Source organism: Acinetobacter sp. UBA3106, from assembly GCA_002365595.1.
Lineage (GTDB): Bacteria > Pseudomonadota > Gammaproteobacteria > Pseudomonadales > Moraxellaceae > Acinetobacter.
The window spans coordinates 57,051-72,280 of record DFAM01000023.1 but is presented as its reverse complement, the minus strand read 5'-3'; the positions used below and the strand labels follow the sequence as shown (position 1 = coordinate 72,280).

Annotated in this window: 17 protein-coding genes; all 17 read right to left on the bottom strand. The window is 45.8% G+C overall.

Annotated elements, in window-relative coordinates; genetic code table 11:
* Position 1: 1 nt before the first annotated feature.
* Positions 2-1,222, bottom strand: coding sequence for a beta-ketoacyl-ACP synthase (locus B4C48_RS12780; protein WP_291357103.1), 1,221 nt, complete (start codon positions 1,220-1,222; stop codon positions 2-4).
* Complete coding sequence (locus B4C48_RS12775) at positions 1,222-1,947, bottom strand: 3-ketoacyl-ACP reductase FabG2 (protein WP_291357101.1); 726 nt, start codon at positions 1,945-1,947, stop codon at positions 1,222-1,224. The genes B4C48_RS12780 and B4C48_RS12775 overlap by 1 nt, the downstream gene beginning before the upstream one ends.
* A complete protein-coding gene (locus B4C48_RS12770; RefSeq protein WP_291357099.1) occupies positions 1,944-2,381 on the bottom strand; it encodes a 3-hydroxylacyl-ACP dehydratase in 438 nt (145 codons plus the stop codon). Before B4C48_RS12770 ends, B4C48_RS12775 begins: the two co-directional genes overlap by 4 nt.
* Complete coding sequence (locus B4C48_RS12765) at positions 2,378-3,577, bottom strand: beta-ketoacyl-[acyl-carrier-protein] synthase family protein (RefSeq protein WP_291357097.1); 1,200 nt, start codon at positions 3,575-3,577, stop codon at positions 2,378-2,380. The genes B4C48_RS12770 and B4C48_RS12765 overlap by 4 nt, the downstream gene beginning before the upstream one ends.
* 11 nt (positions 3,578-3,588) lie before the next feature.
* A complete protein-coding gene (locus tag B4C48_RS12760; protein ID WP_414631514.1) occupies positions 3,589-4,137 on the bottom strand; it encodes a DUF3261 domain-containing protein in 549 nt (182 codons plus the stop codon).
* A gap of 1 nt (position 4,138) precedes the next feature.
* A complete protein-coding gene (locus tag B4C48_RS12755; RefSeq protein ID WP_291357094.1) occupies positions 4,139-5,437 on the bottom strand; it encodes an NAD(P)/FAD-dependent oxidoreductase in 1,299 nt (432 codons plus the stop codon).
* Between the two features lie 21 nt (positions 5,438-5,458).
* Positions 5,459-7,783 (bottom strand): MMPL family transporter, encoded by a 2,325-nt coding sequence (locus B4C48_RS12750; protein ID WP_291357092.1) that lies wholly within the window; start codon positions 7,781-7,783, stop codon positions 5,459-5,461.
* Positions 7,758-8,405, bottom strand: coding sequence for a LolA family protein (locus tag B4C48_RS12745; protein ID WP_291357090.1), 648 nt, complete (start codon positions 8,403-8,405; stop codon positions 7,758-7,760). The genes B4C48_RS12750 and B4C48_RS12745 overlap by 26 nt, the downstream gene beginning before the upstream one ends.
* 5 nt (positions 8,406-8,410) lie before the next feature.
* Positions 8,411-8,830, bottom strand: coding sequence for an acyl-CoA thioesterase (locus B4C48_RS12740; RefSeq protein WP_291357088.1), 420 nt, complete (start codon positions 8,828-8,830; stop codon positions 8,411-8,413).
* Between the two features lie 19 nt (positions 8,831-8,849).
* Positions 8,850-10,382, bottom strand: a complete 1,533-nt coding sequence (locus B4C48_RS12735; RefSeq protein WP_291357086.1) for an HAL/PAL/TAL family ammonia-lyase — start codon at positions 10,380-10,382, stop codon at positions 8,850-8,852.
* Positions 10,383-10,384: 2 nt separating this feature from the next.
* A complete protein-coding gene (locus B4C48_RS12730) occupies positions 10,385-11,260 on the bottom strand; it encodes an acyltransferase (protein WP_291357223.1) in 876 nt (291 codons plus the stop codon).
* A 55-nt stretch (positions 11,261-11,315) separates the two neighbouring features.
* Entirely contained in the window at positions 11,316-12,050 is a 735-nt protein-coding gene (locus tag B4C48_RS12725; protein WP_291357084.1) for a glycosyltransferase family 2 protein, read from the bottom strand.
* A 12-nt stretch (positions 12,051-12,062) separates the two neighbouring features.
* The gene (locus B4C48_RS12720; RefSeq protein WP_291357082.1) at positions 12,063-13,733 is read right to left on the bottom strand and encodes an AMP-binding protein; all 1,671 of its coding nucleotides are present in this window, start codon (positions 13,731-13,733) and stop codon (positions 12,063-12,065) included.
* Positions 13,734-13,744: 11 nt separating this feature from the next.
* Positions 13,745-14,299, bottom strand: a complete 555-nt coding sequence (locus tag B4C48_RS12715) for a Clp protease (protein ID WP_291357080.1) — start codon at positions 14,297-14,299, stop codon at positions 13,745-13,747.
* The gene (locus B4C48_RS12710; protein WP_131216725.1) at positions 14,296-14,544 is read right to left on the bottom strand and encodes an acyl carrier protein; all 249 of its coding nucleotides are present in this window, start codon (positions 14,542-14,544) and stop codon (positions 14,296-14,298) included. The genes B4C48_RS12715 and B4C48_RS12710 overlap by 4 nt, the downstream gene beginning before the upstream one ends.
* A 9-nt stretch (positions 14,545-14,553) precedes the next feature.
* On the bottom strand, positions 14,554-14,814 hold the full coding sequence (locus tag B4C48_RS12705; RefSeq protein WP_067722984.1) for a phosphopantetheine-binding protein: 261 nt from the start codon (positions 14,812-14,814) through the stop codon (positions 14,554-14,556).
* Positions 14,811-15,230: lysophospholipid acyltransferase family protein (locus B4C48_RS12700; protein WP_291357072.1), on the bottom strand; the 420-nt coding region annotated here is incomplete at its 5' end. The genes B4C48_RS12705 and B4C48_RS12700, both read right to left, overlap by 4 nt.

The window sequence follows — 15,230 nt, the reverse complement described above, 5'->3', positions numbered from 1 at the left end:
GTTAAACCCGTTTAAAAATAAGGGAGGTATTGATTCCTCCAAAAGCAAAATTATTACTCATGATGATGTCAGCATGCATATTTCTAGAATCATTCACGATGTAATCCAGATCGCCACATGCCGTATCTATTTGTTCTAAATTTAATGTAGCAATAAACTGGCTACGTTGCATCATTTCAATACTCAGCCAGGCCTCAATTGCGCCACACGCACCCAACGTGTGCCCAAAATAGCTTTTTAAAGAGCTGATCGGTTTTTTGCCCAAAATTCTTGCGGTTGCCTGAGTTTCTGCAATATCACCCTGATCGGTCGATGTACCATGTGCATTGACGTAGCCAATCTGGTCTGCCGCAATTTGTGCATCTGACAGAGCCAGTTGCATACAGTGTCCCATCATGTCCGAATCTGGACGGGTGACATGCTGACCATCAGTATTGCTGCCATAGCCGATGATTTCTGCATAAATTTTGGCCCCACGGGCTTTGGCATGTTCATATTCTTCTAAAATTAAACAGCCTGCACCTTCACCCACCACCAGACCATCACGCTGGGCATCAAATGGACGTGGAGTTTTTTCCGGATGTTCATTTTGGCTGCTGGTGGCCAGCAACACATCAAATACCGCTGAACCTGCGGCACTCAACTCTTCCGCACCACCTGCCAGCATCACGGTCTGCTTGCCATATTTAATCGCTTCATAAGCCTGACCAATCGCCATTGAACCCGAGGTACAGGCACTTGAAGTCGGCAGAGTTAAGCCTTTCAAGCCAAAATAAACGGTCATGTTGACCGCACTGGTATGCGACATCATGCGGATATACGTGGTGGCATTGAGTTTGTTCATATTGTTATCAATCAACATGCTGCCAAACTCGCCAATCGCATCCACGCTACCGGCAGATGAACCAAAGGCTACACCGGTTTGACCACTGTTTAAGATTGGATCATTTAACAGACCGGCATCTTGCAGCGCTGTTTCAGCACATACGGTCGACATTAAAGCCACCCGTCCCATGCCGCGTGTTACTTTACGGTTAAAATGTTTGGGGATGGTGTAAGACTCTACCGGACCGCCCAATTTGCTGCGCAAGTCAGTATAAACTTCCCATTCCGGCATATAGCGAATACCGCTTTTACCCTGTTCAAATTGAGCAAAAACCTGATCTGCGGTTTCACCTAAAGACGTGATTCCCGCCATGCCCGTGACCACAACACGTTTCATCAAATCAAGCCTCCATTCACAGAGATCACCTGACGAGTGATATAACTGGCATCATCACTGCATAAAAATTTAACCACTTTCGCCACTTCATCGACCTGCCCCATGCGTTGTAATGGAATCATCTTCAAGGCATGTTCTTTGACTTCTTCAGTGACCATTTCAGTTTCAATCAAACCGGGTGCTACGCAATTGACGGTAATCTTGCGTTTCGCCAGTTCCAGTGCCAAAGCTTTGGTCGCGCCAATCAAGCCCGCCTTTGCTGCACTGTAATTGACCTGACCACGATTGCCCATTACACCTGACACAGAGGACATGGTCACAATGCGTCCGCCTTTTTTAAGACGGATCATCGGCATCACCAAAGGTTTTAAAACATTATAAAAACCGCCCAGAGAAGTCGAAACCACTTCATCCCAGTCACTGTCGGTTAAAGCCGGGAATGCTGCATCACGGGTTAAACCGGCGTTCAACACCACCCCGTAAAACGCCCCATGTTCTGCAACATCCTGCTCAAGCAATTGCATGACTTTTTCACGGTCATTCACGTCAAATAACAGTGCATGGCTGGATTGTCCCAAGGCATGAATTTCTTCTACGACTTGTTTTGCTTCTTGTTGTCTGGAACGCGCATGCACCGTGACATCAAAACCCGACTGTGCCAGTTGCAAGGCAATGGCTTTACCGATTCCGCGGCTTGAGCCGGTTACTAAAATTCGTCTACTCACTCTGACTTCCTGATATCTTCTTTCATTTCTGGCGGTTCAAATACACTCAACATGGCACTGAAACGATGTTCTCGGTATTCAATTTCACATTGAAACTGCCCCAACCCCTCATGTAAATAACCCTGTTCTGCTTTAATCCTAACGGTTTCCCCTAAAGCAAAATAAGGCACAGGCAACTGCATTTTACGCGTGCCCAATAAAAAACCGATTTTAGGCGGCAAGCCCAGCATTTGACCTTTATGGCCTGCATAGGCGCTGATGGTCTGTGCCATCAGTTCAATGCTGGTCCAGCTCGGTAAACCTTCAGCTTCACAAAACATCAACTCGGGGCGAATCACCAGTTCAGCAATCGCAAAATGTTCATTGGCTTCAATCAGATGATCCACAAACACCATGGGCTTTTGATGCGGGATAAACTGTACAGCATCCATCATTTCAGTTTTGTTCCAAAAATCAAACTAATATTGCTGCCGCCAAAGGCAAAAGAATTACTCATGACATACTCGATGGGCTGTTGCAGTGCTGCATTCAGCACATAGTTGGCTTCATCCAGCTCCGGATCGATACTGCCCGAGTGATGCAAAGGCAGCCAGGATTGATCGGCTAATACCTGCTGACAAATTACCGCTTCAATGGCTCCCGCCGCACCTAGACAATGTCCGGTCTTATGTTTACTGCTACTGATCGGCACCTCATAGGACTGAAATACCGTCTGAACCGCTTTAATTTCCATGGCATCATTTTGCGGGGTCGCTGTGCCGTGCATATTCAGATAACCAATATCGTTTGCGCTAATCCCAGCCATACTCAAGGCTTTTTGCATGGCTTCGGCAGCGCCTTTGCCTTCCGGATGCGGTGCGGAAATATGCCAGGCATCCATCGATTCACCGGCTGACATCAGCATCACCGGTGCAGTTTCTTTGGACAATAAAAACAGACCCGCTGCTTCACCAATATTAATCCCGTCACGCTGTGCACCACAGGGCTGACACAGATTATTGGATAGACTTTCCAGGCTATCAAATCCATTCAAGGTCAGCTGACACAAGGTATCTACACCACCAACCAATACTGCATCCGCCAGACCGGCATTAATCAAACGCTGTCCTGCCGCCATGGCTTTAGCGCTGGAAGAACAGGCCGTAGAAATGGTATAAGCCGGCCCTTCCCAGCCTAGATACATTTGCAAGCCTTTGGTCAAACTGCCCATTTCCTGTTTGTGATGCTGAACGTCTACATCAGTCTGATGGTTAAAATATTGTTTCAGCAGTTTTTCATTATCGGCAATGCCTGAGGTCGATGTGCCTAAAATAATTGCCAGACGTTTGCGATCAAACTGCGCGGTATAGGCCTTCACATCCGCTTCAATTGACTTTAAAGCCGTCAAGGCAAAACGTAAATTACGCGAATCGACATCCTGTAAAAACTCTGGAATGTTGTCGATTAAGGCGTGTTGATAAGCACCTACCCAGACCTGTTTTTCAGGAATAAATCCTGACGCCAAGCTCAAGGTATTTTGCTCGCTAGTCAGTGCCTGTTTGATCTGTTCAGCGCTATTGCCGAGTGCGGATAAACCCACACTGAACTGAATCCCGACTGCAGGATGTTGTGTATTGATTTGATCACCCATGATCATGCCTCTTATTCAGTGCTGTCCGCATCAGTATTCGCTAAACCATCATTAATAGGACTAATCACCATTTGATACGGCACCTGCAGATTATTCAGCTCAATCACATCATCCTGTTGCTGAATATTCAGTACATGCTGCTGGTTGATCAATACTTTTCGGGTCTGAGCGGAATTTTCAATCCGGACATTCTGCTGCTGTAACTGGGCAAAATTCGGATAAGTGGCATATAAAATATCGCGCACCACAAATTCAAATGGCAACAGCTTCATTTGTTCAATACGCTGTTCGACATGCACTTTCTGACCATCAAAACTCAGCTTGAACAATTGCTGCCCGGTCAGGGTCAACGCCAGCATTTCCAGTTTTTGGCCTTGTTGCTGATACAGCAAAAAGCTAAAACTTTGTTCTTTCCACTGGATTTCTAACTGATCCTGACGTTGATAATTCTGTGCAACCCAAGTTGTAGTGCTTAAACCCTGCGCTTTGGGCAGCATGGATTGACAGCCACTACACAGCAGCACAGCACTGATGAACATTCCCGCCCATTTCAGTTTCATCTTAAGCACCATTCATTTGTGTTTGCTGTAACTGCGGATCACGGCAATATTCCGCCAAGGTACTTAAACGCTTTTTGGCATTTTTATGAATCGGATTGGTGGTATCCCAGGCATATCCGGCAAGTAAGGATGAAACCATCCGACGAATCTTTTCATCTTGCTGGGTGGAAAACACCACATCCTGAAATTCACCGCTATACCAGGATTCCACATAGGCACGGAATACCTGAATGCCTTCACGCAGCGGTTTTTCGTACTGTTCCATCCAGTTGACCGTTTGTCCTTGCAGCACTTGATCCACCAATGGAATCGCCAGACTGGAAGATTTCAGCGCAATAGTCACACCTGAAGAAAATACCGGATCAAGAAATTCACCGGCATTGCCCAGCAAGGCATAGTTACGCTCAGCCAGATGTTTCACATTGGCAGAATAGCCCACCAAGGTGCGTACTGGCGTGTCAAATTTGGCATTGCGTAATACCTGCGACAAACTTTCATCATCCGCCAGAATACGCTTAAACAAGGCCTCGACATCATAATCGGCACTGCCATCAAAGCCATAGTGCTCAAAGAAGTCCTGCTCTGCCACTACACCAAAAGATGAACGGCCATCGGCAAATGGAATCAGCCAGTACCAAGCGCGATGATCTTTGGCATGTACCGTAATCAGGATTTTTTCCCGGTCAAATTCCGGATCATCCAGAATGCCATCTTCAATATGGGTAAACACGGCACGACGTACCGGAAAGTTGGATGGACTTTCCAGGTCTAAGAACTTCGGCAAGATCCGGCCAAAACCGCTGGCATCGAGTAAAAACTTCGCTTGAATCTGGTATACATTTTCCTGCTCATCTTTTACGGTGAGTACCGGATGTTCTGACGCAACATCCACATCAATCACTTCATGACCGAAACGGATGTCTGCACCGAATTTTTCTGCCTGCTGTGCCAGTAAATGGTCAAAGTTGGCACGGCGTACTTGCCAGGTCGTGCCCGGACCATCGCTAAATTTTTGGGTAAAGTCATAAAAACTGCGCTGCTTGCCTCTTAAGAATGCCGCACCGTTTTTAAACTGAAATGCAAACTCGCCCACATGCTCACGTACCGTATCCAGCAGCCCAGCTTCTTCCAGAAAAACCATCGATTGTGGCAGCAATGATTCACCAATTGAAAAGCGTGGAAAATATTGTTTTTCAATCAGGGTCACCTGATAGCCCTTCTGGCGCAGCAATGCTGCTGCCGAACTGCCTGATGGTCCCGCGCCGATAATCAATACATCTGTGTGTTGCATGGTGCTCATTGCACTGTACCTTATAGTTTCTCAGCTCTTTGGCTGATATTGTTGAAGCACCACATGTTTGGCATCGGAAGATGTAAACAAGGTTGCGTAAATAAATGAAAAAATCACCCCAAGTAATACGGTCAAACCAAAGCAATGAATGGCATAGGTCTGGCTAAAGGATAATAACCCGAAACCCAATAAAGTTGACATCATACAAAGGAATAGCGCCATGCCTACCACTTGCGGATGATCATGTCCATGGCGGTAGAAAATGGCATAGTCCACCCCAATCCCGATAATCAGAAAGGTACCCATAATGCTGAATAAATTAATTTCCACACCCAGCCAGGCCTGAATCGCAAAGGTGGTCATCAAGGCCAGCGTTACCGGCAATACCAAAGGTAAAATCGACTTGATGCCATAAATCAGACCCAAGCTGATCGCCAAGGTGATTAAGGCAGATACCAGCAACCACTGTGCCTGGATACGATGCTGTTTAAACAGTTCAGACATCTGATCGACTGGACGCAATAATTGCACTTCCGGACTATTCAGTTGCTCTAAAGCCTTTACATCATGCACATTTTGCAGCAGCACCAGTCGCTCGGTCGGACTCATTTGTAAAAATGCCAAGGGATGCTTTTTCATTTCAGCAGGACTAAGTAATGGCTGCTCGGAAAGTTGCTTCTGCCAAGCCAAGACCTGCGCCGGATTCAGTTGCATCGCTACGGCATAATCCTGTAAGGCACTGGCCGGTATGTCCTGCAATAACTGAATATTATGCTGTTGCTGTGCGAGTGATGGCGACCATTGTCCTAAAGCCTGGAAAGTATCTAGGGCCTTTTTACTTTGTAACAGTTGCAGTTTTTGCAGCAATTGCTGCTCATTTTGCTCAAGCTCTGCCGCGGTGTTGCCATGCACCACAAAATATTCGCTGCTTTGTTGCTGCATAAAACGTTCACGCACGTATTGATCTTCCTGCTTCAGCTTCTGATCCATACTTTGTAAATTGTGTACGTCATCATTGCTTTGCAGCAACATTAAACTGCTGCCGGTGACTACAGTAAGCACTGCAATTAAGCCATAACGCAGAGCTTTTTTGCTCTGGATGACCGCGCGTGCTTTACCGATAAAACTGAGGGTTCGAATTGCAGGTTCGGCATTTAAGGCCGGTAATCGTGGCAGCAATAAAACACTGGTGACCCATGCGGCAGCAAGACCGACCATCGAGAAAACAGCAATCTGCTTAAAGCCCGGAAATGGGGTAAAGCTCAAGAAAATATACGCGACCAGAGTGGTCATTAAGCCCATAAACAGGCTCGGTAACAGCGGTTTGAGTACCGCAAAACCGTTGATCTGTCGATGCTGCGATTGCATCGCCATAAAGTAAAAAGAGAAATCGACGCAAACCCCGACCAGACTGGCGCCAAACACCAAGGTCATCAGGTGAATTTCACCAAAGACCCAATGGGTGATGGCAAAGGCCACCAGACAACCGGTTCCCACGGCAATCATTTCAGTCAGCATGGGGCGAATCGAGCGGAAACCGAACAGCACTAAAAAGAAAATACCCAAGGTTGAACCCAGACCAATGGTGGAGATTTCTTTTTCAGCCGAAGTCGTACCGAATTGGGCAAACAATAACGTACCTGTCCAATGCGGCTCAACCTGCATCTGTTGCAGTTGCTGGTCTAGCTGCTTAATCCAGACCGCCGTTTTTTCCTGGTAATCAATATTGTAAGGACTATTTTTGAGTTCAAGGACCACTAGCCGTGAAATTCCCTGCTCATCCCGAATAGTAGCAAAACCCTGTTCCAAAGTAATATCTGAATTGCTCTGTAAACTGGATAAGCCCATGGCATAACGTGGAAATAACAGCAGCGGATCTTGTTGTAATAGCTCTGCCGTAATGGGAATGCCCGGACTCATGATTTGCAATAAGCCCTGTTCAGTCAGGGAGGTATAATCGTGTTGTTCCAGCAGCTTTTGATCATCGGCGGTCAATAAACCTGCACGATGTTGATATAATAGCTGCGCGAACTGGTCACTATCTACTTGAGCATTTAAGGGCTGCCACAAATCACTTTGTGCCACTTTTTGTTGAAAGGTGGTTGTAGCTTTGGCCAAGGCAGCATCATCTTTAGCATTCAATACCACAAAGACTTTATCATTCAGTTGCTGACTGACATATTGCTGCGCCCGTTCCAGCCGTGGCTCATGCGTCGATTCAGGCAACAAGGCAAAGATATTGGTTTGAATATGAATATCTTTTTTCAGCCAAGCCGTACCCAGCGCAATGGCAATCACGCTCAGTACAATCAGCCACAGCGCCGTAAATTTATTTTGCCAGTTGGAAAAGTGCATTTTCCTCAGCCGTTAAGGTTTGGGGTTGAGTGGTTTGTTGGCTAAAGCGAATGGTGGTGCTGTTATTGGCTTTTTCCTGCAACACAATACGATCGACATAACGCTGCCCTTGCGCATCAACCCGGACAAATAATTTTTTAAATAAACTGCTTTTCGGGGTTAAAATCACATTCCACTGCGCCGGGGTATAACTTGCCGAAACAATATTGAAGTTCTTGGCTAAAGCCGTTTCATTGCCCGACATCAGCTGCAAGAACATGGTCGCCACCGAACCATACGGTGATTTATCAATTTCAATCTGACTATGCGTGCGCTGGGTTTTTTGCACCAGTTTACGCGGCGTCACAATCAGGTCGGCCTTGACCGGCGTTTGAATTTTCCAAATCACCCCTTGCGATTTGGAAAATAATACCGTGCCTTTAGAAACAAAAGTTTTGTTCATGGATGCCAGTTTTTTTTGCTGGTCAAAATTGGCACGTACGGTAGGAGTTGCGGAAAGCTGCCCAAAGATTTGTCTGAGCTGCGGATTTTGCGCATGCACCGGTTGCGGCAACATGAATGTGAGACACAGCAAACTCGCTAAAAATAGCCAGACTGCACGTGGTAGATTGAGAGATGTCATCTGCTTTACTCCGGCTTAAACTCAGACCAGGCGTTTAAACGCTGCAATAAAATTTGCGGTGACTGGAAACACATTTCCCGGTTTTCGATTTGCACCGCCACTTGTGTGGTATAGCCTTTGGTCAGTCTTTTTCCACTTTCCACATCAAAAATTTGATATTCAATTTTCAGGCGGTTTTCCCATTCTTTTAAAATGGCACGCACCCGAATTTTTTGTTGAAACAGAATGCCATGCGCATAACGCACATGACTTTCAATCACAGGCCATGCATAGCCGGAATCACGCATCTGCTTATAGTTATAATCAAACTGATCCAGCAACTTACAGCGCGCAATTTCAAAATATTTCAAATAATGCCCATGCCAGACCACGTCCATGGTATCCACATCATGAAATGGCACTTCTATAATCACATCGGCATGCATAGTCTGTTTCCCATCACGTTTAGCAAACGAGTTCACTACTTAACAATTCTAAATTTTCCAGACGATCTACCAGCTGTTGCAACTCCTGTTGCAATGGTCGATCTTCCACAACGTAATCAAATGTCTGCAAGACCCACGCTTTAAATGCAGTCAAAACTTCAGTTAACTTGCCATCTAAACCTTTTAAGTTCACCGCTTGCACACTGGCACAGCACAGTGCCGCGATCACCTGTTCAGTCAGGACAATCACCCGACTGGCATCACGTGCCGCAATAGTCCCCATACTGACCTTGTCCTGGTTATGACATTCGGTCGAGCGCGAGAAAATCGAAGCCGAAAGCGTCTGTTTCAACGCTTCCGCTGTCCATGCCGACACGCCAATCTGTACCGCTTTAAAACCATGATTCAATGGCAGGCGGTCATCGGTTGCACCGGTCAAGTTACGCGGCAAACCGTTATTCATTTTATAGTCCACCAGTTGCGCAAATTGACGATCCATTAAATCGGCAATATTAGCAATCATTATTTTCAGGCTGTCCATGGCTTGAGCAATATGCCCGCCATAGAAATGACCACCATGCAACACGCGTAAATTCACCGGATCAATCAGCGGATTGTCATTACTCGAGTTCAGTTCATTTTCAATAAACTGGCGTAACCAGGGTTTAGAATCTTCAAACACGCCAATAATATGCGGTGCGCAGCGCAAGGAATAACGGTCCTGCAGGCGTGAACTCTGATGTTCGGTTTGTACTTCACTGTTCAGCCAGTGACGCAGTTGTGCAGCAATATTTTGCTGACCTGGATGCGGTTTTTGTGCAAACAGCACTTCATCGAAATGACTTGGATTACCTTCCAAAGCCAATACATTCAGTGCGGTAATGCAGGTACTGGCTAAACTGATCTGTTCGGCTTTTTTATAGTTGAGACAGGCAATGGCTGTCATCACTGCGGTGCCGTTCATCAGTGCCAGACCTTCTTTAGGACGCAGCACCAAAGCCTGCATATTTTTTTCAGCATAAACCTGACTGACCGGAACAATCTGACCTTGAAAATAAACATCACGCTCACCGACCAAAGCCCCTGCGATATAGGACAATGGCGTTAAATCACCACTGGCACCGACTGAACCTTCCGATGGAATCACCGGAATCACATTTTCATTCAGCATCCACACCAGACGTTGCAGCAAAGCATGCGAAACACCGGAATAGCCGCGCGCCAGAGAACATAAGCGTGTCACCAGCACCGCACGTGCTGTGATTAAATCTAGATTTTGACCGAGGCCACAGCCATGAAAACGGGATAAATGCAAAGGCAGTTCATTGACCTGATGCGCGGGAATTTCCACTAGACAGGAATCTCCATAACCGGTGGTGACGCCATAAATCACGCCTTCATCCTGTAACAGCTGATCCAGAAAATCTGCACCGCGCTGAATTAATTCACGCCATTCAGCACTGATAGGCAAAGCCACCGATTTTTCCTGACGCGCAACCGCCACCACATCTTCAATCGAAAGTGATGTTTCCCCAACAACTAACACTTGCATTATTATTTGTTCCAGAAATTATAAAAATTAAACCATTGATATGGCGCACGCATACAGTGCTGCTCCAGTAATGCCACATATTGACGGGTAGTATTTTGCATCGCCTGCAGACGGTTATTTCGAGGGAAATTCAGTTTTTCAGCGATGGCATGAATATGTACTTCAAATTGATTCTCAACTCGATAACAAAACACGGCCAATACCGGCACTTTCAGCAAACTGGCTAAAATCCATGCCCCTTGCGGCCAGTTGGCTTCTTCACCTAAAAATGAAATCGGCTGTACCCGATCTGACTGCACCGGCACACGATCTGCCGCGACAATGACCCATTCCCCCTGATCAAGTTTGTCTTGCAGGATCATTGCGGTTTCAATACCCAGCTCATCCACTGAAACCAGATTGACATCGGCATGATCATTCAGTTTTTTCAGGAACTGGTTAAATTTGGTGGCATGCTTTTGGTAGACCAACACATTAATTTTTTGCGGATGGTCTGACTTGATCGCCCGCAGCAATTCTATATTGCCGAAATGCGATACTACAATCACCGTGCCTTTTTGATAATGCGCGCGGAAATGCTCATGCCCATGTAAAACCAGCTGCTGCTCCTGAATTTTACCCAGCCAACCCTCAATTTTATCCAGAATACATTCACCAAACTGCATAAAATGCTGATAGCTATGCGCCAGACTGGGAGGATGCGGAAACGGCGAATGGCTGCCTGCAAAATGGTGTAAGCGGGTTAAATATTGCAGCGAAGCCTGACGTGCCACTGTCGCAAACAGCCAGTACCATAAAATAATAAAATACATCAGTACCCGACATAACCAACGGCCACCCAGACGGTAAAACGCCAGCACCAGACTCAATGAGGTCATGCCGCCGCGTTCTTTAATCTCATTCCACTGGGTTTTCTTTAGCTCAGTCACGCCATCAACCTTTTACTTTCTTTGACAGCAATTTAGGCAGACGAATCAGCATGCCGCCAAACAGGCGTAAATGTGCCTGACTCATCCCAATATTGTCACGCCATACATTGAAGTGCGAAATGCCATCTTCTGGGTAAATCACTTTGGTCGGTACGTTGATAAAGGGAACATTGGCCCACTTTAAGCGCACCAGAATTTCACTGTCAAAACCCATACGCGGCTGAAATTTTGCAGAATCCAGCACCTGAATGGTACTGGCAAGCGGATAAACCCGGAAGCCGCACATGCTGTCTTTAATATCAAAGGACAGGCTGTTGATCCACACCCAGATATGCGTGGCATAACGGCCATAGAGGCGTTTTTTAGGAACCGATTCATCAAATACCGGCTGCCCGATAACCATCGCTTCCGGGTTTTGTTGGGAAATTTGCAGGAATTTTGCTACATCTTGCCAGTCATGCTGACCATCAGAATCAAGCTGCAAGGCATGACTAAAACCCAAGGCATAAGCATGGCGTAAACCGGTCATCACCGCCTGACCTTTACCCTGGTTATGGTCATGTTCAACCAGTTCGACCCATGAATTTTCTGCGGCAATCGTATGTAAAAGCTGAGTACATGCGGCATCACTGCCATCATTGACCAGAATGATGGGCATTTGAAACTGGTTCAAATGAGTCACCAAAGCCTCAATATGATGAGGATGATTATAAACTGGAATGACAAAACATTGCTGCATCTACATTTACCTTTAAATCGGATCGTTTGGTGTATGAAATAACAAGCGTCCAGAGGCCAAGGTCTGCTCTGCATGGGTAAGTTCAAAACTGACTTTGTGCAATTTTCTCGACATTTTCAATTGCAGCACCATATAAGGCTGAATTAAATCCTGAAATTTGAGCTGTTCAAAACCATTGCACCATTCAAGTTGTGCCCAGTTCTGGCGGGCAAAATGCTGAATAAAACCGATTTGCCCCACACCCGGGAAAATGGGCTGGCTGGGAAAATGCCCTTTAAAGCATTCCAGCTCAGGAGAAAACTCCAGACGATAGAGCGCCTGATCTGGCTCATTCTGTTGTTCCAGTACTATAGGTAGCAACATAGGTTGAAATAAGGATTTCATGTATTGTTTATTCAGCTTAGATTGCGCATTTTGCGGTAATTGTGTCAAAAAACGCCACTGTCTTGGAATGGCTATGCTTTCCAGCCTGGATTTTAACTGCGCTTTTATAGCTGCCACAAACTGCGCTTTAGAACTCTGCTTTAACTGTACTCTTGCCTGATCGGACAGTACAGCAACACAGGCTAAAATCTGACGATGTTCCCGCTCTAGAATCAGCACATGGCATTGCGCAATGTCATCCAGCTCGATAATTTTTTGCTCAATCGCATCCAGACTTAAGCGCTTTTCTTCCAGTTTGACAATCCGGTCCAAGCGTCCCAACAAACGGAACGAACTTTTTAAATTGCCGGGTTCTATCACTTCAACTTTATCACCCGTAAAAATCCAGTCTTCACTAAAGGCATGATTGGTTCTGACTTGCAGTTCCTGTTGCTCAGCTGCCTGTATATCCACATTGGCAAACGGTGTCCACAAGGCATCATCCTGTTGTCGATGTGCAATCCCACCGGTTTCCGAACTGCCAAACACTTCGGTAATGGGGCGGTTCAGATATGGCCGAATTCCTGACTCTAATTTCCCGCCGGATGAATAAACCGTCAGGCAATCTTGCAACAGCACATCACGGGTCCAGCGTTTTAATAAAGCCGGACTGGAAATCACATAATTCTGAAGCTTTAAAGCAGTTAATTTTTTTTGGATATCGGCGACATCTTCAGGGAAAGCCAGCTGTGCCTGATAAAAAAAGCGACCGCTTGCCAATGGCCAGAGCAACTTAAATAGCAGGCCATAAATATGCTGATGACTGACGGTTGCAATGGCAATCGCCTGCTCCGGCAACTGAAAACTGGCATCTAGTCCCTGCACTTCATTGAGTAACTGATGCAAGCTGCGCGGAATTTTCTTTGGCTGACCGGTAGAACCGGAAGTATAAAAAAAGAGTTGGGCCTGATTTAAAAAGGCATCATCCAGATTTAGTTCAATCTTTTGATTTTGTATAGAAGCTACAGGCTGACGCTGTAAAAAATAAATATTCTGTTCTGCCAGTTCTTTTTCTAAATCGCTGACCCGATGCGGCGGCAACAGCACCTGTTTTTGAGCTAAAAGTGCAGCAAATAACAGCACTAAAAACTGGTAACTATCCGCTTCCCAGAGTGCCCAGCTGTCCTGCGCAAGTGACTCAATGGCATAGCTTTGTTGGATCACATCCTGCCAGAAATCCTGAAAACGGATCTGGCTTAAATCAGGCTGAATACACAGCGGTTTCAGTGAATGAAGATGATTTTGAAAATGACACAACATAACAATCTGTTTTATTCCTGAAGTTGATTTAAGCGCTGCTGGCGCTTACGCAAGATAAATTCGCCCAGCAGTAACAGTCCCATCAGTACATAGGAAATAAAACCGTTATACAGCATCCAAACCTGCATTGGCGCAAACAGTACCGTTGCCAAGGCAATCAGCGCATTCAGCACAAAGAAAACACACCACACCATGGTGACTTTACGGGTCCAGATTACCCCGGCTTCGGGTAAGTTCGGTTCTGCCAGACGGGCAAAACGCTCAATCATGGAAGGCGGCTTAACTAAAGTCGAGGCAAAAATCACCAGCGCACCGACACTCATAAACACCGGATACAGCTTTAGCCAGGCATGATCTTTTAAAATCAGGCTTAAGCTGCCACACAAAATCGCAAATCCGGTTAAAGGCCACAGCAAGGCATTGCCCTTACTGAACAGACGTAATAATCCCAGGATAATCAGCAGACTACTGACCCAGATATATTGACCATACGCTAAACTATAGCCCACTAAAAAGGGATAGAGAATCAGTCCGATTGCCACTATCCCTTTCAAGAGCCATTTCATGCAGCAGACATATTCTGAATCACAGTGACGACATCTTGCACTGTACGGACATTTTTAAAGTCTTCAGGATTGACCTGCTTACCGGTCAGTTCTTTAATTTTGACCACAAGATCAATCGCATCAATACTGTCTACATCCAGATCATTCGCCAAATTCGCATCTAGCTGAACATCTTCAGGGGTAATTTCGAACAGATCTTCCATCCATTCTCTTAATTTTTCGAGCACTTGTTCCTGAGTTAACATCCCAACCTCTTACGCCTTTTGCTGTGCTTCAACCAAAGCCACCAGGCTTTGAATTGATTTAAAATGTTGCTTAGTTTCTGCCGATTCAGCATTCAAGTGAATGTTGTAACGTTTTTTTAGCGCCAAGCCAAGTTCCAAGGCATCAATGGAATCTAGACCCAAGCCATCACCAAATAAAGGGGCTTCGGTTTCAATATCATCTATGCTGATGTCCTCAAGGGCCAGTACATCAATAATCATTTGCTTTAATTCATCAGCAAGATTGCTCATTTTTCAGATAACTCTTGGTTAAAAAATTGTTGTAATTGATGGTTCAGATGACGCACATTTTTCGGACTGACCGTGGCATCATCCAGAAGATCATCGACTTGAATGGCATCTAGCACCTTCACATGAATATGAAACGGCTGTGAAGGAACGTGATACCACTTTTCATTTTTGGTTAAAGTTGAAGGCGTACAGGTGATCAGTACCGGACGAATCGGCACATTGGCACGAATCGCAATGTTCGCCGCACCGCGCTGAAATTCATTTAACAGTTCACCTTTTGCGGTACGTGTCCCCTCAGGAAAAATCAACAAGGACGCCGCCTGATCAGTCTTTAATTTTTCTACACAGTCCTGAATAAACTGTTCAGAACCGGCATTTAAAATATAACCAGCATTTTGCACCGGACCTTTGGTAAA